This is a genomic window from Singulisphaera acidiphila DSM 18658, assembly GCF_000242455.2.
GTDB lineage: Bacteria > Planctomycetota > Planctomycetia > Isosphaerales > Isosphaeraceae > Singulisphaera > Singulisphaera acidiphila.
On sequence record NC_019892.1, the window covers coordinates 7,112,249 to 7,136,938 of the forward strand.

A 24,690-nucleotide genomic window follows, 5' to 3' on the forward strand; every position below is an offset into this window, starting at 1 on the left:
CAGAAAAGCCATGCCTGCGAAGTCGTCCGGTGAGTAGGTTCATGGCAGCCCCTTCGGGACTCCATAAATGCATGCATGATTTTACTGAGTGATCGTAAGAATATCTGTTTGCGAGGCGCTGAACCGGAGAGCCGCGATCATGCCTGACTTACTGATCCCCGCCACCGTGATCGGAAGCTGGTCCTTTCCGGGCTGGTACGAGAAGTTCGTGGCTGATGTCGCTACGGCTCCAGAGCATTTCGGGCCGATCGATCGCGAGGAAGCGCTCCGGGACGCCGTCCGGCTGGCGATCGACGACCAGCTCCGTGCGGGCCTGGAGCGGATCACTGACGGCGAGATGGGGCGTGTCGACTTCAACCTTGGTTTCTACGACTTCCTCCAAGGGATCGAGCCGCTCGGAACCCTCCGGCGGTTGGGAGCTCCCGCCCACGACCAGCGAACCAAGTACCGTTGTGTGGGGCCGCTCAGTGCGCCCGAGGGCCTCGGGATCGTCGAAGAGTATCACCGCCTCCGCGCTTTGACCGATGCGCCTGCGAAGATGCCCATCCCCGGCGCATTTACGCTCGCAGGGTGCATTTCGGGAGGAGAGCTCTACCCCAGCCGCAACGCCGTGACCGAGGCCCTGATCCCGATCGTGAATGCCGAGCTCAAGGCCGCGGTCGCCGCAGGGGTGGATTTCGTCCAGCTCGACGAACCGAGCTTCGCATGCCACCCCGACGACCCCGACTATTTTCTCGACGTGATCGCCCGCACGGTTGAAGGGATCAATGCTTACGTGAGCATGCACATGTGCTTTGGCAACTATCGTGCCCGGGCCGTGGGCTGGCGGTCGTATCGCCCGCTCTTTCCTCACATCGGTCGAGCGAAGGTGAACCAACTCGCCATGGAATTCGCCAGCCGGGAGATGGCCGAGGTGGAGCTTCTCAAAGAACTGCCCGAGACGATGCACGTTGCGGTCGGCCTGGTGGACGTCAAGAATACCTGGATCGAGCCCCCGGAATTGGTCGCCGAGCGACTGCGGATCGTGCTTAAGCAGGTCGGTCCCGAACGCGTTTCGGTCACGCCGGATTGCGGCTTTTCGCAGACGGCTCGTCATATTGCCGTGGCCAAGGCCAAGGCGATGGCCGAAGGTGTCCGAATCGTTCGCGATTCCCTCAGCTATCGTTGAGGTTGAGCTGAAATTGATAGGAGTTACGCAGTAGTGGCCGTGCGTCCATATCGCGCCGTTCGTCTTGTGACGTTACGCTGGACCTGATGAGCGACCCCAAATGCCGCGACACCGACTACATCGATTTTCTGATCGCCAGCCCCAGATCCTTCACTTGTACAGAGGCCGCCAGCGTGCAGCCCGAATCAAACGACCCGCCGGCCCACGACGCCTTCACCCGGCTCCTTCACCGCCTCGAACCCGATCCGGAAACACTCTGGCGTGAGGCCGAACCCTCGGTGACGAAGACCCGGGGTGTTCTGGTCATCGACGATTCGACCCTGGATAAACCTTATGCCAGGAAGATGGAACTCGTCAGCCGCCACTGGTCGGGTAAGCACAAGCGGGTTGTTATGGGGATCAATTTGATCACCCTGTTGTGGACCGACGGGGACCGGAACGTCCCCTGCGATTACCGTCTCTATGACAAGGGGAACGACGGCCTGACCAAGAACGATCACATGCAGACGATGCTCGCAACCGCCCACACCCGAGGCTTTGAGCCGGCCTGTGTGGTCTTCGACAGCTGGTACAGCGGCCTAGAGAATCTCAAGACGATTCGCGGCTTGGGATGGCGATGGTTGACGCAGTTGAAGGTCAATCGCAAGGTGAACCTCAACCGCCAAGGCTTGCGGGCGGTGAGCGAGACAGCGATCAGCGCCGAGGGGACAGTCGTCTGGCTGGAGGGCTACGGACCGGTGCGGGTTTTCAAGGTCGTCTCCCAACACGGGGACATTGAATACTGGGCGACTGGAGACGTGGCCATGACAGAGTTGGAGCGATTGGTGCACGCTGAGAAGTGCTGGGCGATCGAGGAATATCACCGAACATTGAAGCAATGCTGCGGTGTGGAACGAGCGCAGGTCCGTGCCGGACGAGCGCAGCGGAATCACGTTGGGCTGGCGATCCGAGCCTTCCTGCGTCTGTCGCATCATTTCTTCACTACAGGTGTAAGTTGCTACGAGGCCAAGGCTGGGATCGTCCGGAGTGCGGTCAGGGCATACATCGCCGACCCACTGTACAATTTTTCATGACTGCGTAACTCCTAATTGAATTGAGTCAGGCCGGGACAGGTCCGGCCTCCCTTTTTTTTATTTCAGAGACGGTCTTCCCTTCGGCTCCGCAAGCGGACCACCAAAGCCGCACTTCGTTCTCAATCTCCAAAGCGGAGAGCTCGCCTTTCCCCAGCCTGTTTCGGGAGTTAGAATAAACGAGGCAAAAAAAAAGGGGAGTTTTCGCGCATGACGAGGGTGGAGAATCAGGAACGGACACCAACCTACCGAGGGTTGATCGTGCCTGGTTTATGCGCGGTCATCCTCTCCCTGTTCTTTGCCTATCTCCTTTCTTCCCCCTCCAGCTTGTCCCCCGCACTCGCTCTCGGGGACTTCAGAGCCATCGAGCCACCGAGCTTCTTTGCCGAGACCTTTCCCCGTCCTTCGGGGTTCACCACTTGGCTCGAGTATCACGATCAAGGCTCGAACGACGTTACGCGGGGGCAAGCCAATGTCGGGTCGCGGATGGTGTTGGCTCGACACTTCAAACCGGCTGTGGTCCTCGACGTTCGCGGGACGAGGCTTCGGCCTGAACATCGCGTCCTTGTCCAGAGCGGGTCGTCGTTCCGTCCGGAACAATTCCCCCCCCCGTCACTCCAAGTCCTGCTCTGCCTCTGGCTGACATGACCGGCTGGCCGCCTCTTGGCTCGTTGCGGAAGACTTCGATGGGTTCCTGAGCCCATGACGGGGATGGGGTTTCCGCCGCCGGGGAGGCCCTGTGACGCCTTGTCGATGCGGGGTCGTGGACCAGACGATCTCGGGGCAAGTCAAGAAAACTTTCGACGGTCGGCCCTCTCGTCCGTTAGTGTTCGACTTCATCCTTCTGGTGAGTCGACCTCGCGGAGGAGTGGTCGAGTTGAATGCGCAAGCGATGGCGAACCTGGTCATCAAACCACGATGAAGTTTATGAATCGACGAGTGGAGGGATCACCGTGCATGACGTTTCGCTGATTTTACTCATCACCATTGGGCTTGCGTTTGCCCTCCTCTTTGGCGCGATTACGAACCGCCTGGGTCTCTCACCCATCGTGGGTTATTTGCTTGCTGGAGTGATGGTTGGTCCTTACACGCCTGGTTTCGTCGGGGACCCGCATATTGCGTCCCAGTTGGCCGAGATGGGCGTCATCCTGCTGATGTTTGGGGTGGGGCTCCATTTCCATGTCGAGGATCTCGTTCGCGTCAAGGCGATTGCCGTCCCTGGTGCGATCGTCCAGATCACGGCCGCGACGGTGATGACTGCCGGGATCGCGGTCCTGCTCGGCCGCCCCTTGACCACCGGACTCATCCTTGGAGTGGCTGTCTCGGTTGCGAGCACCGTGGTTCTCATCCGGGTGCTCATGGACAACGGAGTGATGCACACCCCGCAAGGGCACGCCTCGGTGGGTTGGTTGCTCGTTGAGGACCTGTTCACGGTCGTGGTCCTGGTCGTGCTCCCGATTCTAAAGGATGCGATCGCGGGGGGGAGTCTGGCGATGGTCGGGACCTCGCTCCTCATGACGGCGGTCAAAATGATCGCACTCGTCTTCCTGGTCCTGGTCGTGGGGAAGCGAGTCCTGCCGCTCTTGATGAATTCCATGGCGCGGACGCGGTCCCGCGAACTGTTCACCCTCTCGGTGTTGGTCGTCGCCCTGGGCGTCGCGGCCGGCTCGGCGTTGGTCTTCGGTGTGTCGATGGCGCTCGGCGCATTCCTTGCCGGGATGGTCGTCGGTCGGTCTGACGTGAGCCACCAGGCGGCCTCCGACGCCTTGCCGATGCGTGACGCCTTCGCGGTCCTCTTCTTCGTCTCGGTGGGGATGCTCTTCAATCCGGCGGCGACGCTCGCGAACTGGGATTTGACCCTCGGCGTCTTCGCAGTCATCTTCATCGGCAAGCCGCTCGCCGCACTCGGCATCGTGCTCCTCCTTGGCTACCCGATCCGAACGGCGCTCACAGCCGCCATGGCCCTGGCCCAGATCGGCGAATTCTCCTTCATTCTGGGTGAAGAGGCGCGCTCGCTCGGCTTCCTGTCTGAGGCGGAAACGAGCGTCTTGGTGAGCTGCGCCATCGTCTCGATCACTGTGAATCCGCTCATTTTTCGGCTGATCGGCCCCGTGGAACGGTGGCTCCTGGCCAAGCCAGGGCTCGGGCCAAGGCTGACGGGGCGGTCGGCGGATGACACGCTCACGAAACTGGGCGAGTCAGACGCGGTCGCAACCTCAACGGCGAGTGCCGTGGTGGTGGGCTACGGCCCGGTTGGTCAGACCCTGACGCGAATTCTCAGGGATTTTGCGATCAATCCCATTGTGATCGACCTGAATGTGGATACGGTCAAGCGATTGCGTGCCGAAGGGATCCGTGCGATTTACGGCGATTCCAGCAGCAAGGAGATCCTCTCGGCGGCGAAGATCGAAGCGGCCGAGTTCCTTCTCGTGACGCTCCCGGATCGATCGGCCCGAACTCCGATCATTGCCACGGCGTTGTCCCTGAATCCGGACCTAAAGGTGCTCGTCCGGGCCCATTATATCAGCGAGCGGGAGACTCTGGAACAATTGGGCGTCGCGGCGGTCGCGTACGAGGAAGCGGAGGTCGCGGTCGCCTTGGCCGAGATGCTGCTCCAGCAGATCGGGGTCAGTGAGGAAGACCTTCAGACGAGGGCCGCCGTGATTCGAAATGAACTGGCATTGATTCGCCCTCGGGCCGAGGTCCATTGAGTCGGCAGGGGATTGGCTCCATCACGAGTCTTTTTTTCCTCGAGATGCAAGGGATCGAACCTCCGTATCAACCAGGCGAACTCCTGGCCTGAGCCACCAACCTTTGGCACAATAGCGAACGAAAATCCGGCCGTTCCGTGGGAGGGGGGCGTTGAGATGCGAGACGCCCCCGGGCCACCACGGTTGCGGCCGTTCTCCTGAAGGCGAACCGTATCCCTGGGTCATGGTCTCGAGCGAGTTCGAGTCCCAGGGCCCGGCCCGCGCGGTGAATCCGTGTCGGAACACCGGGGCAAGGTTGGAGGACGGGGCTGAGTTGCGTGCCCCCGAACGCGAGAATGCAGTGTGCGATTGACCTGCCGTGCCCGGCGGTATTCCCCCTTTGGATGAGGACTTTGGCCATGATGAAAACCCCGACCTATACCGCCTTCACCCTCGCAATCGCACTTTTCCTCCTCGTCCTTATCTTCACCTCGCCCTCGTCCTGTCATCGCGAGCCGCACGCCGAGATTCATGCACCGGGAGTAAAAACCCGAAAAGCGGTCACGGAAATCGAGTCGACCGCGGGTATGAAGGTGGTCGCTGGGCAAACCATCTACGTTCCCTCGTATTCGTCAATCTATACTGCGGATAAAGCCAATACCTTCTACCTGGCCACCACGCTGAGCATTCGCAATACGGACCGGAACCAGCCCATCGTCATCACCACGGCGCGTTACTACGACCAGGACGGCGAGGTCATCCGCGACTATCTCAAGAAACCGCTTCGAATCGGGCCGATGGCCTCGATCGAATTCTTCGTGCCGGAAAGTGACACGAGCGGCGGGGTCTCGGCCAGCTTCCTCGTCGAGTGGGTCGCCGAACAGAGCGTGAACGCGCCCCATGTCGAATCGGTGATGATCGGAGCCGCGAGCACTCAAGGGGTGGCGCTCACCAGCCCCGGCCGCGTCCTGTCGGATCGAAGCCGGGGTATCACTCCGGGGCTGTAGAAGAACTGGCGCAACGGGATGGTGGCGGGTGGATGATCTGGTTTGCTCACCTCATCATCCCCGCGATCACTTGGCAGGGATCTTTTCCCCCTCGGTGCGGGTCGCCTTCGTTTGCCCGACGTTCACGTCGACATTCACCTTCTCCTTCGACTCTTTGGTAATCTTGACCGGCGTTGACTCCGTCGTTTCGCTGAGCGTCTCGCCCGTCTTGGTGTCGATGACTTTGGTATCCTTGACGACCTGCAAATCGCGAGACGTTTCCACGGCTTTCGTAGTCTTATTGTCAGTGATCCCAATTGCTTTCTCGGCGATCTTGGCGTCGGGATGGTCCGCGTCGTCGACGCAACCCGAGATCAGGCCCGCCGCGCCGATCACGGCGGCCGACACGATTGAAGAGCGGAACACGTGGCGCATGGAAAAGCTCCTTTGTGAACGGTGTCCATTCAACGAGTCTTTAACTCGATTCCTACGCATTTCCGATGCCGGAGAGACCAGGATGGATTGGCGAAGAGCATCGGACGACATCCCTTCAAGAACAGGCTCCCAGGGTGGGAGGTTGCGTGGAGTAATTGCACGATGATCGAGCCGATTCAAGCCGGCGCAGAGTTCCTGGACGATGTGGAGTCAACCCATCCTGATCCGGGAACGCTCGCGATCTGGTGGCTCGGCCAGAGCGGATACGTCATCAAGTCCGCTGGCGGGACGTTGGTCATCGACCCCTATCTCTCCGAGCATCTGACCACGAAATATGCAGGGACGGCGAAGCCCCACGTCCGGATGACGCGCTCCCCTTGCCGTGGGCCTGATCTCCGACGTGTGGACCTGGTCCTCTCAAGCCACAAGCATTCCGACCATCTCGACCCCGGAACCCTCCCCGGCTTGCTCGAGGCCTCGCCCGAGGCGACGCTCGTGTTACCCGAGGCCCTGGTCGAGCATGCGATCGGACTCGGATTGCCCGCCGACCGGCTCGTTGGACTCGATGCCGGGAGGAACTTCCGCCATCGTGGATTCCAGGTCGAAGCCATTCCGTCCGCGCATGAGGGACTGGACACCGACGATCGAGGGCGGCACCTCTATTTGGGCTACATCATCGAAGTGGAGGGACTTCGCCTGTATCATAGCGGTGATACCTTGTTCTACGATGGTTTGGTCGAGCACCTCGGCGATGGGGCGTTCGACGTCCTCTTCTTGCCAATCAATGGGCGAGACCCGGCGCGTGGAGTCGCAGGGAATATGTCCGCCGCCGAGGCGGTGACCCTGGCGACGGTCGTGAGACCGCGTTTTGTCGTTCCGCACCATTACGAGATGTTCACATTCAATACGGTTCCGATCGGTAATTTTGAGTCCGAGGCCCTTCGCCTGCCCGTCGGCGTGAATCCGCGGGTCTTGCGGTGCGGCGAGCGCTGGGAGATCAAGCGGTGAGTGTGACTCTGGGAATCGATATTGGTACGTCCGGGACTAAGACCCTCGCCATCGACGAGCGCGGCAACGTGCTGGCGTCGGCCTCGGCGGAATACCCCTGCTCGCATCCCAAGCCGGGGTGGTCGGAGCAGGCCCCCGAGCTCTGGTGGACCGCGACGATCGAGACGGTGAAAGCGGTGCTCGCCAAGGCGAGTCTGAAACCGGCGGACGTCGCCGGGATCGGCCTCAGCGGCCAGATGCACGGATCGGTCTTCCTTGACGCGGAAGGGCAAGTCATCCGCCCCGCCTTGCTCTGGAACGATCAGCGGACCGCCGCCGAATGCGCTGAGATCGAGCACAGGGCAGGGGGGCGCGAGAATCTGATCCGGATGGTGGCCAATCCGGCCCTGACCGGTTTTACGGCTCCCAAGCTGCTCTGGCTCCGCAATCATGAGCCGAGGGCCTGGGAGCGAGTCCGTCAGGTCTTGCTCCCGAAGGACTACATTCGCTATCGCCTGACCGGGACGTATGCGACCGAGGTCAGCGACGCGTCGGGAACCCTCCTGCTTGACGTTGCCAATCGCTGTTGGAGCCGGGAACTGCTCTCGAAGCTTGAGATCGACCCTGCGCTCTTGCCCCCTTGCTATGAAAGCCCGGAGGTCTCGGCCAAGGTGAGCGGCCGTGGGGCCGCCGCCACGGGGTTGGCCGTGGGGACGCCAGTGGTCGGCGGGGGGGGGGATCAACCGGCCGGCGCGGTCGGCAACGGGATCGTCCGCCCTGGCGCGGTGGCGGCCACGATGGGGACTTCGGGAGTCGTCTTTGCTCACACGCAGGAGCTCGGTTTCGACCCGCTCGGGCGGCTTCAGCGCGGCTGTCACGCCGTGCCGGGCGCCTGGCACGTGATGGGGGTGGTTCTGGCGGCCGGGGGAAGCCTCCAATGGTATCGCAACGAACTTGCCAAGGCTGAGATCGAAGCGGCCAGGTCGCTCGGTATCGACCCCTACTTCTTGCTCAGTGACGAGGCGGCCCTGGTCGGACCAGGCGCGGAGGGCCTGTTCTTCCTGCCCTACCTGACCGGCGAACGCACGCCGCATTTCGATCCCGATGCCAAGGGGGCCTGGATCGGCTTGACGGTCCGGCACGGCCGGCCACACCTGGTCCGCAGCATCCTTGAGGGGGCTGCTTATGCGATGCGCGACAGCCTCGAATTGATTCGCGAGATGGGGGCGAGCATCGAGCAAGTCCGAGTTTCGGGCGGAGGCGCTCGGAATCCGCTCTGGCGGCAGATCCAGGCCGACATCTACGGCCACGACGTCCACACCCTCGAGTCGACCGAGGGACCTGCCTTTGGAGTGGCCTTGCTGGCCCAGGTCGGGACGGGAGGGTTTTCCACCGTACCTGAAGCGTGCGACGCCACGATCCGCCTGGCGGAACAGACGAAACGCGATCCCAAGGTGCAGCCGTTCTACGACAGCGCCTATGCAATCTACCAACAGCTCTACCGCGACCTCCGTGGTTCATTCGCGGCGATCAGCAACCTCGTCAAGTCGTACAGCGCCTGAAGTCGGGAGGTGGATGTCTTGTCTCGTCGACCGAAACAAAAGCCGGAAGCCCGCACGACTGAGCCGGCTCTCCCCCCTTCGCCGTCGCCGCCAGCCGGAGAAACGTTCTGGACGCGGCGGCGGGTCCTCCTCGCGGTCGTCTTGCTGCTCGTCGTCCACCTGACCCTCGCTGTCCGGAGCCTCGTCGAGGAAAACCCGACAATCGACGAGGTCGTCCATTTACCGGCCGGAATCACCTACTGGCAGACGGGCCGGTTCGGGCTCTACCACCACAACCCACCCCTAATCAAGCTCGTGGCCGCCTTGCCCGTGCTTGCAATGAAAGGGGTCGAGGTCCCGTACGATAACATGTCCTGGCAGAAGGAACCGCAAGACAAGGCCTTCTTCGCTCACGAGTTTCAGCAAGACAACGCCCAACAATACTTCGAGCTCTTCGCTCGGGCTCGCCTGCTGATGCCCCTGTTCTCCGTCCTCGGGGGCTTGGTCATTTTCTTCTGGTCAAAACAACTCTACGGTCCCGGCGGGGGATTGCTCAGCCTGGCTCTCTGGTCGTTGTGCCCCAATATCCTGGCGCACTGCCGGCTGGTGACGTCCGATGTTGGCTCGGCATCCCTCGGCGTTCTGGCGACCTACGTCTTCTGGCGCTTGCTGAAACAGCCAACTTGGCTGCGGGCGGCACTTGCCGGGCTTTGCCTGGGGCTCGCTCAACTCTCCAAGTTCAGCATGATCCTGCTCTACGGCCTTTGGCCGCTTCTCGGGTTTTTGCATCTCTTCCTGGGAGCAGAGCAGGGCCATCGGGCGCGTCGGATCGGTCGAGGCCTTGGGCAGGGCTTACTGATCCTCGCGCTGAGCATTGCGGTGATCAACGTCGGCTATGGCTTTGAAGGGGTTGGAAATCCGCTGGGCAAATTCGAGTTCGTCAGTCAGAGCTTGACGAGCCCGGTGCCGCCGGGGATGTGGCGACCTTCGAGTGATGATCGTATGCTCAATGTCGTCTATCACTATCGGGTCAATCGATTTCGAAAGACGTGGCTGGAGAATCTTCCCGTCCCGTTCCCGAAGCACTACGTCCTCGGTTTTGACGATCAGAAATTCGAGGCCGAGGGGATCCCCCAAAAGTTTTTGGATCCCGATTCCGGAAGCGATGAACTCCACGGATATCCGGTTTATCTGAACGGTGAAGTGCGCCAGAAGAGCTGGTGGTATTACTATCTCCTCACCTTGGTCTACAAGGTGCCCGAAGGAACCTGGGCGCTTTTCCTCGCCTCGCTTGTCGTTTTGGTGGCGTCCCCGCGATCTCGAGCGACCTGGTTTGATGAAGTGACAGTTCTCGCCTTGCCGGCCCTGGTTATCCTGGTGATGAGTGTTTTCACGAACATCAATCTTGGTCTGCGCTACGTCCTGCCCAGCTTCCCGTTCGTCTTTATATCAATAGGCAAAATCGTCCCCTGGGCCACGGGGCTGAGAGATCTGGTCCGTCGCCGGATGGCGGAGACCTTCCTCGGTGTGTCCTTGGCGGCGACTGTGGCCGCGACGCTTCTGATCGCACCTCACTACCTGGCTTACTTCAACTGGGTGTCGGGGGGAGCCTCGAACGGCTCGGCTCACCTGATTGACAGCAATATCGACTGGGGTCAGGACCTGGTTGGCTTGAGACGTTGGCTGCAAACTCACGCCCCCGACGAACCCGTGGGCCTGGCCTACTTCGGTCAGATCAATCCCAACATCTTCCTGTTCCGAAGCGAGGGGGGATTTCCTTGGTTTCTGCCTCCTCCCCGACCGGGAACGATCGACAATAGAGAACTCTCCCCACGCTATCGCAAAGGTCTGGAGGGCCTTCAATTCAAGCCGGGACTCTATGCGGTGAGCGCGACCTTGCTCCGTGGCCTGCCGTGGAGAGTCTACGACGATGAGTTGCCCAGGTGGATGCCTCGATCGGTCTGGGCGGAGGGCTTCAGCTATTTCCAGGAATTGAAACCGATCGACCAGATCGGCCATTCGATCTTGTTGTACCGCGTCACGCCGGACCAGGCCGAGCGGCTTTCGCGGCACTGGCTGCCTTCCGCCGGCAAGGAATTCGCAGGAAGTCGGAGGTGAGTTCTGTCTTGCGTCAGGAGCGCCTTGGCTTTACAACGATGAGTCCCGGCGCGTCGTGCTCGGGTCAGATCTTGGGGCGGGAGAATCGGACGGATGAGCGATCAGCAACTCGCCGCGCGCGCTCGCGCGGCGCTCGATGCCGGTGAAGGTATTTTGCGGTTGGCCCCGACGTGGGTTCCGCGCTCGTTCCTGATGCCAGGCGGACGGCTCAAGCTCGCCCCGCAGGACCTCTATGCCCTGGGCACCCATCGTGGCGGCATCGACGAGCGCTGGTTCGCTTCGACGACCCCCGCCGCCAATGAAGGGGCTCCCGCCGACGAGGGGCTGAGCTACGTCGTCCACAACGGCGACAAGTTCACCCTCAGAGACGCGGTCGGCCTGCACGGGGCCGAAATGATCGGGTCCACGATGTGGGACAAGTACAAGAAGTGGCCTGTTTACAGCAAGTTCTTTGACAACCTCGGACCGATCCCCCACCACATGCACCAGTCGGCCGAGCAGGCCGCGCTGCTGGGCCGTGAAGGGAAGCCGGAGAGCTACTACTTCCCGCCCCAACTCAACTGGACCGGCAACAACTTCCCCCACACCTTCATGGGGCTCGAGCCGGGGACGACCAAGGAAGACATCCGCCGCTGCCTCGAGCGCTGGGATGAGGGGGACAACGGGATCCTCGACTTCTCGAAGGCGTACCGGCTCAAGCCGGGCACGGGCTGGCTGATCCCGCCCTGTGTGCTGCACGCGCCCGGGTCGTTGGTGACCTACGAGCCGCAGTGGGGTTCCGACGTCTTCGGCATGTACCAGTCGATGGTCGAAGGCCGGCGCGTTCCTTGGGACTTGCTCGTCAAGGACGTCCCGGAAGACAAGCACAGGGACCTCGATTACCTCGTCGAGCAACTCGACTGGGAAAAGAACGTCGACCCCAACTTCAAGGCCAACAACTATCTCGAACCGATCGTCCATGCCGGTTCCGAGGCCGAAGGCTTTGTCGACAAGTGGATCGTCTATGGCAAGGTCGACGGCAAGGAAGTCTTCAGCGCCCGTGAGCTGACGGTCTATCCGGGCCAGTCGGTCACGATCAAGGACCAGGGGGCCACCGGCCTGATCGTTACGCAAGGGCGTGGCACGATCGGCAAGCTCGACGTGGATTGCCCCGTCTTCATTCGCTACGGCGAGGTGACCAAGGACGAGGTCTTCATCACCGCGAAGCGCGCCAAAGAGGGCGTGACGTACACGAACACGGGGACTGAAGTCTTCGTCAGCCTTCGTTACTTCGGCCCCGACGTCCACCCCAATGCGCCCAACGTCGGTGATGCTCGGAAGAGCTAATCCGTCGGTCGGCCGAATCCGAATCCTCGGCCGACCGATCCCTTCCTAACTGTCAATAGCGACCTGAATTCAAGTGGCCGGGGAAGCCGCCTTGCGCTCATCCCCGGCTCTTTGGCCCCCATTGCTAAAGACTCGAACCGAGCCTGGCCGGTGTTCCGGCGCTTTCTAAGACAGAAAGGCATCTTCCCAATGAGCGATAGCCATCCCAATAACTTCCCGAAGCTGCATAATGCGGCCTGGCCGGGCGTGGTGGGCAAAGGCGAGGGATCGGAACCGGCGATCGACCTGGATACGATCCTCGACCTGACGGCGGCGGCCGAGGTTGACGGTATCAAGTTCGACGGTGTCGACCTGTTCCTGTTCGCTCCCCATGTCGACATCGACGCGACCGACGACGACCTCAAAGCGCTCGCCGACAAGGTCAAGGCCCGTGGGCTCTCGATCGGCTCGGTGGTGGCCCCGGTCTGGCCGCCGACCGGCGGCGGGTCGGCCATGGATGAAGGGGAAGGTCGCACGAAGTTCCTCGGGCAAGTTCGCAAGGCAACTCATATCGCAAAGCGTTTGCGCGAGTTTGGTGTCCGGCCCTACGGGGTCGTTCGGTTCGACTCGGCGTGCGGGCCGAGCGACTGGGCCCAAGACCCGGCAGGCAACCAGGCGAAGATCGCTCAGACCTTCAAAGAGGCGGGCAAGATCGCCGCTGACGCCGGTGAGCGGTTGGCGGCCGAAGGGGAAATTTGCTGGGGCGGCATGCACTCCTGGCGGACCATGGTCGACCTCCTCGAGCGAGTCGGTGAGCCCGAACGCGTCGGTTTCCAGGCGGACATGGCCCACACGCTCCTATACACCCTCGGGGAAAACGCCCCCCAGGATCGGATCCTGCCGGTCGGCTACGACTGGAGCGACCCCGCCGTGCTGGACGATGCGCTCAGGACGCTAACGGCCGCGCTGCGACCCTGGACGATCGACTTCCATGTCGCCCAGAACGACGCCACCGTGTTCGGCTCCGGCTCGCACGACCATACGGGGCGGCATTGTCAGGCGACCGACCCCAACGGCAAGCTCGACATCCCGCGCCACGCCGGCTTCTGGCTTCGCGACGAGAAGGGCCAGTTGACCAAGGCGTTCAAGCATATCTGCTGGGACGGCTGCATGTTCCCCAACGCCGTCATGATGAAGCCACAGACCTGGAACGACATCCTGGCCAAGATGATCGCCGTCCGTGACGCCCACGGCTGGGCGGAGTAATCGCGAGATCGCCCCGTCGCGAACACTCTCCACGCGCTTGCCGATCGAAAATCCGTTCATAAACATCGATAACTCGACATAATCAGGTGAACCATGGCGGCGAAGAAACCTTTGAACATCGGCCTGGTGGGCTACGGCTTCATGGGCCGGACCCACTCGAACGGCTACAAGCGGGTCAACGACTTCTTTGACCTCGAATACCGCCCCGTTCTCAAAGCGGTCTGTGGCCGGAGCGCGGCGAACGCTCAAACGTTTGCCGACAAATGGGGCTATGAGTCGATCGAGACCGATTGGCGAAAGCTGATCGATCGCAAAGACATCGATGCAATCGACATCTGTACGCCTAACAATACGCACGCCGAGATCGCGATTGCCGCAGCTGCGGCCGGCAAGATGATCTTGTGCGAGAAGCCGCTCTCGATGGATCTGGTTGAAGGCCAGACGATGGTTGAGGCCATTGAGAAGGCGGGCGTCCCCAATACGGTTTGGTACAACTACCGCCGCGTCCCCGCAGTGACCCTCGCCAAGCAGTTGATCGACGAAGGCCGGCTCGGCCGGGTCTTCCACTACCGGGCCAACTTCTTGCAGGACTGGACGATCTCGTCCGAGCTTCCTCAAGGGGGCGCGGGGCTCTGGCGCCTGGACGCAGCGGCCGCCGGGTCCGGGGTCACCGGTGACCTCCTCGCCCACTGCATCGATACGGCCCTCTGGCTCAATGGGGGGATCTCCAACGTCTCCGCCATGACCGAGACGTTCATCAAGGAGCGGAAGCATAGCGAGACCGGCAAGGTCGAGCCGGTGAGCATCGACGATGCCTGTGCATTCCTCTGCCGGTTCGAGAACGGCTCGCTGGGGCTCTTCGAGTCCACCCGCTACGCTCGTGGTCACAAGGCGCTCTACACCTTTGAGATCAACGGTGAGAAGGCCTCGATCAAGTGGGACCTGCACGACCTGCACCGGCTCGAGTACTTCGACCATGGCGACGAGTCGAAGCTGCGCGGGTGGCGGTCGATCCACGTCACCGATAGCGACCATCCTTATATGAAGCACTGGTGGGTGCCGGGTCTGCAGATCGGCTACGAGCACACCTTCGTCCACCAGGTCGCCGACTTCCTCGGAGGTCTGGCCGCCGGCAAGCCGACGAGCCCGACGTTCCGCGAGGCACTCGCCACTCAGGCGGTTTGCGACGCCGTGCTCGACTCGGCCGAGGTCGGCCAGTGGCAGACGGTTGTGCCGGTCTAAATCAAAGCCGATCTCAGGCGGCTAAGTTGAGCCCAATCAAAAGGGGAAAGTCCGGGTGCCCCGGGTCGGGGCATCCGGCAGATAATCCACATCGCGATCGGGCGTCCGTTTTTCCGCCAACTTGAGAAATGATTTCGGAGTGGTTCGCCCACGTTGCCCGACTTTCCACGACGAGGACGCCTCCATGAAGATCGGTATGAACTTGCTGCTCTGGACGACTGAGGTCACTCCCGAGCACGACGGTCTGCTCGATCAGCTTAAAGCGATGGGTTTTGACAGCGTTGAGGTCCCGGTGTTCGCCATCGACGACCCCACGCCCTACGAGCGGCTAGGCAAACGGCTCAAAAGCCTTGGCCTGAGCGCAACCGCAGTCACGGTGATGACCCCCGAGGCCAACCCGATTGCGCCGGACCTGCAGATTCGCCAGGCCGCAGTGGCCCGGCTCGAGAAGGTCCTGGACTGTTGTGCGGCCTTCGACTGCGAGATCCTCTGCGGTCCGATCCACTCGGCGATCGGTCAGTTCACGGGCAATGGACCCACCGAGGATGAGTTCAAGGCCGGCGTCGAGACCCTGAGCCAGGTCGCCGAAAAGGCGCAGGCGCGGAACATCCGACTTGGGGTCGAGTACCTCAACCGGTTCGAGAATTACTTCCTGACGACGGCCGCCGATACGGCTCGCTTCGTCCGCGCCGTGAATCACCCGTCGCTCAAGATGATGTACGACAGCTTCCACGCGCACATTGAGGAGAAGAACCAGGCGAAGGCGATCGCCTCGTGTGCGGCCGAGACGATCCACGTCCACATCTCAGAGAACGACCGGGGAATTCCCGGCACCGGCCAGGTCGACTGGGATTCGTTCTGGTCCGGCCTGAAGGCGAGTGGCTACGACGGGTTGCTCACGATCGAGGCGTTCGGTCGCGCCTTGCCCGCCTTGGCCGCAGCGACCAAGGTCTGGCGCGACCTCTTCCCCGACCCGCTCGGCCTCTGCCGAGACGGGCTCAGCTTTATCAAACACCGCTCAGGGATCGCCTGAGCGGCTCGCGGATTCAATCGGAGGCGTTTTGATCGGAGGGTGGTTGATCCCCCTTCGATCAGACGCTGACCGTCTTCCCGCCGCTACGGCCGGATCGCTTGCGGCCTTCCTCGGTCAACTCCTTCTTGCGGAGTCGAATCTTCGTCGGGGTGATTTCCACCAGCTCGTCCGACTCAATGTATTCCAGCGCGATCTCGAGCGTGAGCTCACGGGGCGGCTTGAGCAGGACGTTCTTGTCCGAGCCGGAGGCCCGCATGTTGGTGAGCTTCTTCTCTTTGCAGGGGTTCACGACCATGTCGTCCCCTCGTGCGTTTTCGGCCACGATCATCCCGGCATAGATGTCGTCACCCGGCTTGACGAACATGGTGCCGCGCTGTTGCAGGCTATCGAGGGCAAACGCGACCGCCTGACCGCGCACCATGCTGATCATCACGCCGTTGCTCCGCTTGGGGATCTCCCCACGGAACGGCTGATAGTCATGGAAGTTGTGGTGCATGATGGCCTCACCCTGCGTGCCACTCATCAGCCGTGTGCGCAGGCCGAGCAGACCGCGGGCGGGAATCATGAACTCGAGGTGGGCGTAAGCGCCTCGGACGTCCATCTTGGCGAGCTCGCCGCGCCGAGCGCCCACGAGTTCCATGACCGGTCCCATCTGACCGTGGGGGACGTCGACGACGAAGTACTCATACGGTTCGTGCTCGACCCCGTTGAACCGCTTCATGATGACTTCGGGCTTGCCCACGGCGAGCTCGTAGCCTTCGCGGCGCATCGACTCGATCAGCACGGACAGGTGGAGGAGACCGCGCCCGGAAACCGTGAACGAGTCGCGTTCAGCGGTTGGCTCGACGCGGAGCGCGACGTTCGAGCGCAGTTCACGATCGAGCCGATCCTTGAGGTGGCGCGACGTGAGGAACTGGCCTTCGCCGGTCAGCGGTGAGTCATTGACGGTGAAGAGCATGCTCAAGGTCGGCTCGCCGACCTCGATTCGAGGCAGGGCCTCGGGGCGTTCCGTTGAGGCGATCGTGTCGCCGATATCGACCGAGCCCAGTCCGACCAGGGCGACAATGTCGCCGGCCTCGGCGGTCTCGACCTCGACCCGTCCCAGCTTCTCGAAGACGAGCACGCTGTCGATCGAGCCGGTCGTGGTGGCGTTCTCGGCCTTGATCAGGACCGCCTTCTGGCTTCGCTTGACGCGGCCTGAAGCGATCCGGCCGATGGCGATCCGGCCGACGTACTCGGAGAAATCGAGCGTGGTGCAGAGCATCCGGAAGGGGGAGTCAGGGTCGACTTCCGGTCCTGGCACCTTCTGAACGATGAGGTCGAGCAGGGGGCGGATGTCACCTGAGGTCGTCGTCGGGTCATGCGACGCGAACCCACCTCGGCCCGAAGCGTAGATGTAGGAGAAGTCGAGCTGTTGCTCGTCCGCATCGAGATCGACGAAGGTGTCGAAAATCTCGTTGAGGACCTCTTGGGGGCGGGCATCGGGCCGGTCGATCTTATTGATCACGACAATCGGCCGGATCTTATTGGCGAACGCCTTCCGCAAGACGAACTTGGTCTGGGGCATCGGCCCCTCGAAGGCGTCGACCAGGACGAGTGCCCCGTCGGCCATCTGCAAAGTTCGCTCGACTTCACCACCAAAGTCGGCGTGCCCGGGCGTGTCAATGATGTTGATTTTAACATCGCCGTAGTTGATTGCGATATTCTTGGCCAAGATCGTGATACCGCGTTCACGCTCCTGGTCATTCGAGTCAAGGATGCAATCGCCTACAAGTTGGCTCGCCCGGAACTGGCCGGACTGACGGAGCATGGAATCAACCAGAGTGGTTTTGCCATGGTCAACGTGGGCGATGATCGCCACATTTCGGATGTCGTCGCGTCGAATCATTGGGATGGAGTCCGCCGAGAAGGGGGCGGGCCTTGAGGGATGGGCATACGGCGAACACTGCCGAGGGATTCAGCCTGTTGCACCGAATCATACCAAATCCAGCCCCGATCGGCAAGGGTGGATTGTATGTCAGTCTTGTCTGCGCAAGGATGAGTGATCGCGATCAGGCCGATTCCAGAGCGGCGGAATCCGGCTCCGTCACGGGAGAACTTTGGCGAATCTCGCCGATCAGGTAGGTCGGTTTCGACTGGGATTCATAGTAGGTCCGCATGATCATCTCGGCGAGCACGCCCATCAAAATGCTCTGCACTCCCATCATGAAAAAGAAGACGACGAGAAGCGGGAGTGGTGTTTCGATGAATGATTTTGGCTGATCGCCGGTCAGATGCGCGTGGAGATATTTGAAGTAAAGCATTCCCCCGAACATCAGAAAGCTGAGGGCGAGTGACCAGAGTCCGATGCGGCCGAAGAGGTGGATCGGGCGTTGTGCATATCGCTGGTAGAAGATAATCAGGATCAGGTCGAGGACGACGTTCAAGGTCCGACCGAGGCCGTACTTGGTACGCCCGGCCGTTCGGGCGCGGTGGTGGACCTCGAGTTCGGCGACCCTCGCCCCTTGCCAGGTGGCGAAAACCGGGATGAACCGGTGCATCTCACCGTAGAGCCGGACCCCTTCGAGCACCCGCCGCCGGTACGCCTTCATCGTGCAACCGAAGTCATGGAGCGGTACACCCGAGAGCCGGGCCACCAACCGGTTGGCCACCCACGACGGAATCTTGCGGGTGATGAACGCATCCTGCCGGGCCTTGCGCCAGCCCGAGACCACGTCATAACCCTCTTCGAGTTTCTTGAGCAGGCGAGGGATATCGGCCGGGTCGTTTTGCCGGTCGCCGTCCATCGGGATGAGGATGTCTCCGCGCGCCAGGTCGAGGCCCGCCGAAAGCGCGGCGGTCTGTCCGCAGTTCCGGCGAAGGTACACGACGCGGACGTGTTCGGGATCCTGATCCTGAATCTCGCCGAGCTTCGCCCGGGTCCCGTCGCTCGATCCGTCGTCGACGAAGATCAGTTCATAGCGCAGCGAGAGCGAGCCGAGAACCTGTTGCAACTCTTGATGGAGCGGCTCCACGTTCTGGACTTCATTATAGACAGGAATCAAGACGGACAGGTCGAGCGGAAGACCGTCGTTCGCTCGCACAGCCTCGGTTGATCGACGCGCCATGGGTTGGGTCAGCCGCCAATGTATTGGAGAAGGTATCGCCGGCTGATCACCAGGGATTCGAGTCGTTTTGTGAGGGAGCCTTCAAAGGCGCGGTCCTCGACCTCGATCGAGACCGGCCCATCGTAGCCGACGTCGGCCAGCGTGCCGAGGAAAGGGCCCCAGCGGACGTCCCCTTGCCCCGGAATTTTCGGCGTATGCCAGAGCTTCGGAGCGCTCAGAACCCCGTGGTCGTTGAGCGCAGAGGGCTCGATCCGGGCATCCTTGGCGTGTACGTGGACTAGTCGAGCGGCAAACTCCTTGAGCGGAGCCAGGTAATCCATCTGCTGCCAGATCATGTGCGAGGGGTCGAAGTTGAGCCCGAAGTTAAGGCTCGGGATATCCCTGAACATCCGCCGCCAGATCGCTGGAGTCGTCGCGAGGTTCTTGCCCCCCGGCCACTCATCGTTCGAGAAGAGCATCGGGCAGTTCTCGATGCCGATCCGGACCCCACGCTGCTCGGCGTGGTCGACCAAGGGGCGCCAGACTTCGAGGAACCGCGGCCAGTTGGCGTCGACCGAAAGCGCGGGGTCTCGACCCACGAACGAGTTCACCACATTGATCTTCAACTCAGCCGCGGCGTCGATGACTCGGTGCAAGTGCGCGATCGCCTGCTCGGACTCAGCCCGATCACTCGCGAGCGGATTCGGGTAGTAGCCGAGTCCCGAAATCGTCACGCCGTGCTGGGCGATGAGATCTTCCACGCGCTTGATCGCATCCGGCGTCAGATTCGCTGCATCCAGGTGCGAAACCCCCGCATAGCGGCGCTCGGCTCGGCCCGTTGGCCAGCACATCACCTCGACGCTCGAAAAGCCAGTCTTGGCGGCGAAGCCGAGTACCTGGTCCAACGAATATTCCGGAAGAACCGCCGAGACAAAGCCGATGTTCATCCCCGAGCTTTCCCCTCTCTCTTTTGGATCATGACTGATAGGTCGGTGACTGGCCCTATCCCGACAACCGTTCCCTTATTGTGGGGCCTTGAGCCCGCCTTCGCAACGCTGTCGATGTTCACTTCCGAATCTAAAGACGAGCCAGCCCGAGAAACATGCCCGTCACCAACCCCACCAGGTGGGCCGCATTCGCGATATCGCCGACCGCCCCTGAGAAACAGAGGACGAGCCAGAACAGCATCATCTGAACCGTCCGGTAGTCGAGCGTCATTCCCAACTCCGGCTCCTGCCGCCCCCTCATCCAGACATACCCAAACACGGCGTAGACCACCCCCGACATGCCGCCGAAGTTGGAAAGCTCAGAGCCAACTCGTACATCATAAAAGAATTGGCCCAAGTTCGAGGCCATCGCCGAGAGGAACACGACGGCCGCCAGAGTCTTGGTCCCGCGTCGGGATTCGACCAGGGAGCCTAGCGTCCAGAGCCACCACATATTGAAAAGGATGTGGAGGATGTTGAAGTGAATAAAAATCGGGGTAATGAGCCGCCAAACCTCGCCGTGGAGGATGGGGAGGAGGCCGAGCGATCGTCGGATGCCGAACTCATCAATGACGCGCAGGGTGAACGAGAGGGCATTGACGGTGGCCCCACCGTAAGAGCTGTTTTGGAGCAGGAACACGACGACCGAGACTGCGATCAACCCGGTGGTCAACGGGCGGCGTCTGAGGTTGGGACGGTTCAATTGCCCCGACAGGTCGCGGACGTTCTTGTGGTATTGGCGATCGAGCCGTTCTGCTTCACGGCGAATCGATTCCGCCGATTGCGCCGCGACTTGGTAGCGCGAGTCGTGGGGATCTTTCAGGAACTGTTCGAGTTCCTGCTTCGCCAGCGGGATCTGGTCCTCATGGTGAACCCAGACCGCGGCCCCCTCGGGACGCTTGTCAACCTTCGTGGTCACCCCGAGAGTGAGCAGGTGGTCGGTCAGAGTCTTGGGGTCGAGGGTCGGCGGAAGCGTTCCGATTTGGCGCAAGGCATCGTTCCTTGGAAAAGCAGGGGCTTCGCGACACGATCGATTCCCAAACGATCCACGACGTCGATCAAAAAAAATGACGACGACGGACGCTCCACCGTACCAAACGAGTCGGGGCACTCGTCAAGCGCCCCTCGCTCATGAAGGAAACCGACCGAGAGAGCGAGGGGGCGTCCCGACCTGGTTCAGGTCAGCTTCTTGAGGATCTGCTTACCGTAAACCAGGCGCATCACGGATTCGACGAACCGATTGAACAGGGCGAAAGGGAGCGGCATGGGACGCCTGATGTCGACGATCAAGACGACTCGATCCCCCGCGCATTCATTATAGACTTCGTGGTTCCAACTGTCGTCGAAGAGGATACTTTCTCCCACCTTCCAGGTGTAGTGCTCATCCTTGATCCGGATCGAGGGCGGGTTCGTTTCCGGGACAACGAGGCCGAGGTGATAACGGAGATACCCACGGTACGGACCGCGATGGGCCGGGATCGCCTTACCACCGTCGAGGATCGAAAAGAAGGCCTGAAACAGGCCAGGCACCTGATCCAGCAGACGCGAAGTCTCCGGGCATTTCGCCCGGTTCTCGGCTGGCTTCTCGCCCATGATGTAGAGGTAGAAAATCTTCCAGGACTTCTCGGGATCACCGACCGCCGAGATCCGCTTCTGCATTTGGTCGAGATCGTGATACCGAGGAATTTGTGACTTATCGGGGAGCAGGGCAAGCAACTCCTCACGGATAACCTGGGCATGGCAGTCCAACTCAGCCAGAGGAGGGCAAGTCACGGCCTTATCGAAGAAAACGGGCCGCCGGTTCCCTCCGGTATGCAGGTCGAAGACAGAGTTCACGACATCGAGAATTCCGACCAAATTGATGTAATTCAATCGAAGTACCCTACCAATGGCGTCCCCAGTTGCCGCGCTCTCCACTCCGCGTCATCGGCCAGGGAACGGCCTGTTGTTTTACGATCTTTCAAAACGCCATGGATTCCGATTCCCCGAAATTCCTTCCTGGACTGCGCATTTTCCCTAATGCTATCAGTTCATCAGAATGGGATCCGCTTCGAAAAGCAAGCTTTTTGACGGTTCGAGCTTGAGCCGATACACTCAGTCCCTCCCCGCGCGATCGACTCCAATCCCCTACGGGCCACAGTGGTTGGAGCCACGTCAACATGGGAAGATCGAGGTAAGGCCACGGTCGGATGATCGCACCAGTCCGAAGGTGTGTGCCTCCTCAATGATTGATCCCATGGTTTATCGCGTTGGATTCAAAGGCCGATATCGAAAAAAAGAAATGGGAGCGTCCGTGGCAAATCGGGATTGGGTCCGAGATTCGAGCGACCTCGCCGCGTTCGGCTATCGTCAGCGGCTGGATCGGACTCTTGGTGGTTTTTCCTCCTTTGCTGCCGGGTTCTCGTATCTCTCGATCTTGACCGGGCTGCCGCAACTCTTCTACCTGGGATACGGGGCAGGGGGCCCTGCCTTCTTCTGGACCTGGCCGCTGGTTCTCTGCGGCCAGTTTTTTGTCGCTCTCTGCTTCGCGGAGTTGGCGGCCCAATACCCCTTGGCGGGGGGCGTCTACCAGTGGTCGAAGCAGATCGGCCCCGCCTGGGTCGGTTGGATGGCGGGGTGGGTTTACCTGGCCTGTGCGGTGATCACGCTGGCGTCGGTGGCCCTGGCGCTTCAGGCGACCCTGCCACAGATCGCCCCCGCTTTCCAGATTGTCGGCGAGATCGATCGCCCGGCCGATGCCGCGCAGAATGCGGTGCTCCTCGGCTGTGCCCTGATCGCATTCAGCATGCTGATTAATGGCGTCGGCGTTCGCCTTCTCGCCCGAATCAACAACGTCGGGGTCTTCGCCGAGATGGTGGGCACGATTCTCTTGATCATGCTGCTGACATACAAGGCTCGACGCGGAATCAACGTAGTCTTCGACACGCAAGGGCGAGGGAGCAGTGGGCCGTTCGGCTATCTCGGTCCCTTCTTTGCGGCAGCCTTGATCCCCTCGTTCGTGATGTACGGCTTTGATACCGCAGGTTCATTGGCGGAGGAGACCACCGACCCGAGACGCCGCGCCCCACGCGCGATCCTGGGCGCATTGGCGGCCGTGGGAATCGCGGGGGCCTGCTTGATTCTGGGCGTCTTGAGGGGGGTCGACAATCTCGCCGATCCCGAACTGGGACATCTCAGCGGGGGGATGCAGCACGCCATCAAGCAAATCCTCGGGCCGTCCCTGGGGATGCTGCTGCTCTGCGACGTGGCGCTGGCGATCTTGATCTGCACCTTGACCGTCCACGCCGCCGCCGTGCGATTGGTCTTCTCCATGGCTCGCGATAACAACTTGCCCTTCTCCCACGCCCTGGCCTGGGTTTCCGGCTCATCGCGAACGCCCGTGCTGCCAGCCATCCTCCTGGGTCTGTTCGCGGCCGCGATCCTGGTCGTGAACGTGAATTTCCCCCAGGTCATTGAGGTCCTGGTCTCGGTCTCGATCGTCTGGGCCAACCTTGCCTATCTCCTTGTGACGATCCCCATGCTATGCTCACGGCTCCGAAGGCGGGGCAGGGCGAAACGTGCCCCCGAGCCGGGAATCTTCAGGCTTGGCCGGTGGGGGCTCCCCGTCAATCTGGTGGCCGTCGTCTGGGGTGTGCTGGTCGTGGTTAACATTGGCTGGCCGAGGCAGGAGATCTATGGGACGATCTGGTATCGTCGTTACAGTGCCCCGGTGGCCACGGCCCTCCTTCTGATCGTCGGCGCTCTCTGCTATCGTCTGGTCCGACGTGGAGCGGCCGGTGTGCTCGAAACCCACCGGGCTCTTGGAAATGAACACGAACACGACACGAACATGAACCGCACGAGGCTACCGGCCGGCAAATGATCGGCTGACGTGGCAGGTCACTGAGGAAAAGAGCAGTTCCCATGCAGGATCAGGTCAAAAGGAAGCGTCGCGGCAATCAGGACGGAGTCCGTCCTGCCTTATGGTTTGCGGCTTGGTGCGTGCACTTATACACAGCGCTCGGTTTGGTGATTGCGGCCTGGATCGCCGTTCTCCTGGTCCGCGGCGGTCCCGACGCGTTTCGTGTCGTCTTCCTCCTCATGTTGCTCGCCACGTTCGTCGATGCCACCGACGGAACCCTGGCGCGAAAGGTCCGGGTCAAGAAGGTCTTGCCCAATTTCGATGGCAGGAAGCTCGATGATATCACCGACTTCCTGACATATACCTTCTTACCTCTAATGCTCATCTGGCGTGCGAACCTTTTGCCATCGGGGACCAACGGTTGGTTGGTCTTGCCGCTCCTCGCAAGCGCTTACGGTTTCTGCCAGGTTGAGGCAAAGACCGACGACGGCTATTTCCTGGGCTTCCCGTCGCTCTGGAACATCGTGGCTTTGTACCTCTACATCCTCCAGCTTCCTGGCCTGTTTGCGCTCGGTGTCGTCATCCTGCTCAGCCTGCTGACCTTTGTCCCGAGTCGCTATCTCTACCCGTCGCAGCCGGGCGCATTCAACATGCTCAACAATGTCCTGGGAGCGATTTGGGCGGGGCTTTTGACCTGGATCCTCTTTCAATTGCCAGTGGCCCAACTCCCCCCCCATGAGGGGCCGTTGTGGAAGTTCGCCATGGCCACCTTGTCGTATCCGGCGTTCTATATGCTAGCATCCTGGGTGATTACCCTGAATCATTGGCGGAAGCCGCAAGATGCCCTCGAGCCCGTAGGCGTTGGAGCCGGCCACCTTCCGCCTCACTAAGAATCAGAGTGAGAACGCGTTTTTTTCTGGAGGTTCTTCCGCTTTG

20 protein-coding genes are annotated in these 24,690 nt (G+C 61.3%); 14 read left to right on the forward strand and 6 right to left on the reverse strand.

Annotated elements, in window-relative coordinates:
• Window positions 1-139 precede the first annotated feature (139 nt).
• From SINAC_RS27890 to SINAC_RS27910, 5 genes are all read left to right on the forward strand, one after another.
• Window positions 140-1,168 carry a methionine synthase gene (locus SINAC_RS27890; RefSeq protein ID WP_015248915.1) on the forward strand — a complete coding sequence of 343 codons (1,029 nt, stop codon included), beginning with the start codon at window positions 140-142 and terminating at the stop codon, window positions 1,166-1,168.
• An 86-nt stretch (window positions 1,169-1,254) separates the two neighbouring features.
• Window positions 1,255-2,241, forward strand: coding sequence for an IS701 family transposase (locus SINAC_RS27895; RefSeq protein ID WP_015244770.1), 987 nt, complete (start codon window positions 1,255-1,257; stop codon window positions 2,239-2,241).
• A 207-nt stretch (window positions 2,242-2,448) separates the two neighbouring features.
• Window positions 2,449-2,886, forward strand: coding sequence for a hypothetical protein (locus tag SINAC_RS27900; protein ID WP_015248916.1), 438 nt, complete (start codon window positions 2,449-2,451; stop codon window positions 2,884-2,886).
• Window positions 2,887-3,119: 233 nt separating this feature from the next.
• A complete protein-coding gene (locus tag SINAC_RS27905) occupies window positions 3,120-4,949 on the forward strand; it encodes a cation:proton antiporter (protein ID WP_020467500.1) in 1,830 nt (609 codons plus the stop codon).
• A 398-nt stretch (window positions 4,950-5,347) separates the two neighbouring features.
• A complete protein-coding gene (locus SINAC_RS27910) occupies window positions 5,348-5,935 on the forward strand; it encodes a DUF3124 domain-containing protein (RefSeq protein ID WP_015248918.1) in 588 nt (195 codons plus the stop codon).
• Between the two features lie 66 nt (window positions 5,936-6,001).
• Here the strand turns inward: SINAC_RS27910 and SINAC_RS27915 are convergent, their stop codons facing one another.
• The gene (locus SINAC_RS27915; RefSeq protein ID WP_015248919.1) at window positions 6,002-6,349 is read right to left on the reverse strand and encodes a hypothetical protein; all 348 of its coding nucleotides are present in this window, start codon (window positions 6,347-6,349) and stop codon (window positions 6,002-6,004) included.
• A gap of 162 nt (window positions 6,350-6,511) precedes the next feature.
• Here SINAC_RS27915 and SINAC_RS27920 point away from each other — a divergent pair, with 162 nt between their 5' ends.
• From SINAC_RS27920 to SINAC_RS27950, 7 genes are all read left to right on the forward strand, one after another.
• On the forward strand, window positions 6,512-7,357 hold the full coding sequence (locus tag SINAC_RS27920) for an MBL fold metallo-hydrolase (protein ID WP_015248920.1): 846 nt from the start codon (window positions 6,512-6,514) through the stop codon (window positions 7,355-7,357).
• Window positions 7,354-8,898 carry a xylulokinase gene (gene xylB, locus SINAC_RS27925; RefSeq protein WP_015248921.1) on the forward strand — a complete coding sequence of 515 codons (1,545 nt, stop codon included), beginning with the start codon at window positions 7,354-7,356 and terminating at the stop codon, window positions 8,896-8,898. Before SINAC_RS27920 ends, xylB begins: the two co-directional genes overlap by 4 nt.
• A 9-nt stretch (window positions 8,899-8,907) precedes the next feature.
• Entirely contained in the window at window positions 8,908-10,995 is a 2,088-nt protein-coding gene (locus tag SINAC_RS27930; protein ID WP_244884903.1) for an ArnT family glycosyltransferase, read from the forward strand.
• Between the two features lie 93 nt (window positions 10,996-11,088).
• Window positions 11,089-12,321 carry a cupin domain-containing protein gene (locus tag SINAC_RS27935; protein ID WP_015248923.1) on the forward strand — a complete coding sequence of 411 codons (1,233 nt, stop codon included), beginning with the start codon at window positions 11,089-11,091 and terminating at the stop codon, window positions 12,319-12,321.
• Window positions 12,322-12,510: 189 nt separating this feature from the next.
• On the forward strand, window positions 12,511-13,566 hold the full coding sequence (locus SINAC_RS27940; RefSeq protein WP_015248924.1) for a sugar phosphate isomerase/epimerase family protein: 1,056 nt from the start codon (window positions 12,511-12,513) through the stop codon (window positions 13,564-13,566).
• A gap of 93 nt (window positions 13,567-13,659) precedes the next feature.
• Window positions 13,660-14,808, forward strand: coding sequence for a Gfo/Idh/MocA family protein (locus SINAC_RS27945; RefSeq protein ID WP_015248925.1), 1,149 nt, complete (start codon window positions 13,660-13,662; stop codon window positions 14,806-14,808).
• Window positions 14,809-14,992: 184 nt separating this feature from the next.
• Entirely contained in the window at window positions 14,993-15,841 is an 849-nt protein-coding gene (locus SINAC_RS27950; protein WP_015248926.1) for a sugar phosphate isomerase/epimerase family protein, read from the forward strand.
• Window positions 15,842-15,899: 58 nt separating this feature from the next.
• On the opposite strand, the gene typA is transcribed toward SINAC_RS27950, so the two are convergent.
• The 5 genes from typA to SINAC_RS27975 form a co-directional block, all read right to left on the reverse strand.
• A complete protein-coding gene (gene typA, locus SINAC_RS27955; protein WP_015248927.1) occupies window positions 15,900-17,729 on the reverse strand; it encodes a translational GTPase TypA in 1,830 nt (609 codons plus the stop codon).
• A 163-nt stretch (window positions 17,730-17,892) separates the two neighbouring features.
• Window positions 17,893-18,948 (reverse strand): glycosyltransferase family 2 protein, encoded by a 1,056-nt coding sequence (locus SINAC_RS27960; protein ID WP_015248928.1) that lies wholly within the window; start codon window positions 18,946-18,948, stop codon window positions 17,893-17,895.
• A gap of 8 nt (window positions 18,949-18,956) precedes the next feature.
• A complete protein-coding gene (locus tag SINAC_RS27965; RefSeq protein ID WP_015248929.1) occupies window positions 18,957-19,874 on the reverse strand; it encodes a sugar phosphate isomerase/epimerase family protein in 918 nt (305 codons plus the stop codon).
• A 130-nt stretch (window positions 19,875-20,004) separates the two neighbouring features.
• On the reverse strand, window positions 20,005-20,904 hold the full coding sequence (locus SINAC_RS27970; RefSeq protein WP_015248930.1) for a rhomboid family intramembrane serine protease: 900 nt from the start codon (window positions 20,902-20,904) through the stop codon (window positions 20,005-20,007).
• A 185-nt stretch (window positions 20,905-21,089) separates the two neighbouring features.
• Window positions 21,090-21,749 (reverse strand): aspartyl/asparaginyl beta-hydroxylase domain-containing protein, encoded by a 660-nt coding sequence (locus tag SINAC_RS27975; protein WP_157579465.1) that lies wholly within the window; start codon window positions 21,747-21,749, stop codon window positions 21,090-21,092.
• Window positions 21,750-22,206: 457 nt separating this feature from the next.
• On the opposite strand from SINAC_RS27975, the gene SINAC_RS27980 reads away from it, so the two are divergent.
• Window positions 22,207-23,775: an amino acid permease gene (locus SINAC_RS27980; protein WP_015248932.1), complete on the forward strand. Its 1,569-nt coding sequence runs from the start codon at window positions 22,207-22,209 to the stop codon at window positions 23,773-23,775.
• Between the two features lie 41 nt (window positions 23,776-23,816).
• Entirely contained in the window at window positions 23,817-24,644 is an 828-nt protein-coding gene (locus SINAC_RS27985; protein ID WP_015248933.1) for a CDP-alcohol phosphatidyltransferase family protein, read from the forward strand.
• Window positions 24,645-24,690: the final 46 nt, after the last annotated feature.

Coding starts and splice junctions, on each gene's coding strand:
- SINAC_RS27920 (WP_015248920.1), top strand. CDS start 6,512: ATGATCGAGCCGATTCAAGCCGGCGCAGAGTTCCTGGACGATGTGGAG.
- SINAC_RS27935 (WP_015248923.1), top strand. CDS start 11,089: ATGAGCGATCAGCAACTCGCCGCGCGCGCTCGCGCGGCGCTCGATGCC.
- SINAC_RS27905 (WP_020467500.1), top strand. CDS start 3,120: ATGCGCAAGCGATGGCGAACCTGGTCATCAAACCACGATGAAGTTTAT.
- SINAC_RS27950 (WP_015248926.1), top strand. CDS start 14,993: ATGAAGATCGGTATGAACTTGCTGCTCTGGACGACTGAGGTCACTCCC.
- SINAC_RS27910 (WP_015248918.1), top strand. CDS start 5,348: ATGATGAAAACCCCGACCTATACCGCCTTCACCCTCGCAATCGCACTT.
- SINAC_RS27915 (WP_015248919.1), bottom strand. CDS start 6,349: ATGCGCCACGTGTTCCGCTCTTCAATCGTGTCGGCCGCCGTGATCGGC.
- SINAC_RS27900 (WP_015248916.1), top strand. CDS start 2,449: ATGACGAGGGTGGAGAATCAGGAACGGACACCAACCTACCGAGGGTTG.
- SINAC_RS27965 (WP_015248929.1), bottom strand. CDS start 19,874: ATGAACATCGGCTTTGTCTCGGCGGTTCTTCCGGAATATTCGTTGGAC.
- SINAC_RS27895 (WP_015244770.1), top strand. CDS start 1,255: ATGAGCGACCCCAAATGCCGCGACACCGACTACATCGATTTTCTGATC.
- SINAC_RS27960 (WP_015248928.1), bottom strand. CDS start 18,948: ATGGCGCGTCGATCAACCGAGGCTGTGCGAGCGAACGACGGTCTTCCG.
- SINAC_RS27940 (WP_015248924.1), top strand. CDS start 12,511: ATGAGCGATAGCCATCCCAATAACTTCCCGAAGCTGCATAATGCGGCC.
- SINAC_RS27945 (WP_015248925.1), top strand. CDS start 13,660: ATGGCGGCGAAGAAACCTTTGAACATCGGCCTGGTGGGCTACGGCTTC.
- SINAC_RS27985 (WP_015248933.1), top strand. CDS start 23,817: ATGCAGGATCAGGTCAAAAGGAAGCGTCGCGGCAATCAGGACGGAGTC.
- typA (WP_015248927.1), bottom strand. CDS start 17,729: ATGATTCGACGCGACGACATCCGAAATGTGGCGATCATCGCCCACGTT.
- SINAC_RS27890 (WP_015248915.1), top strand. CDS start 140: ATGCCTGACTTACTGATCCCCGCCACCGTGATCGGAAGCTGGTCCTTT.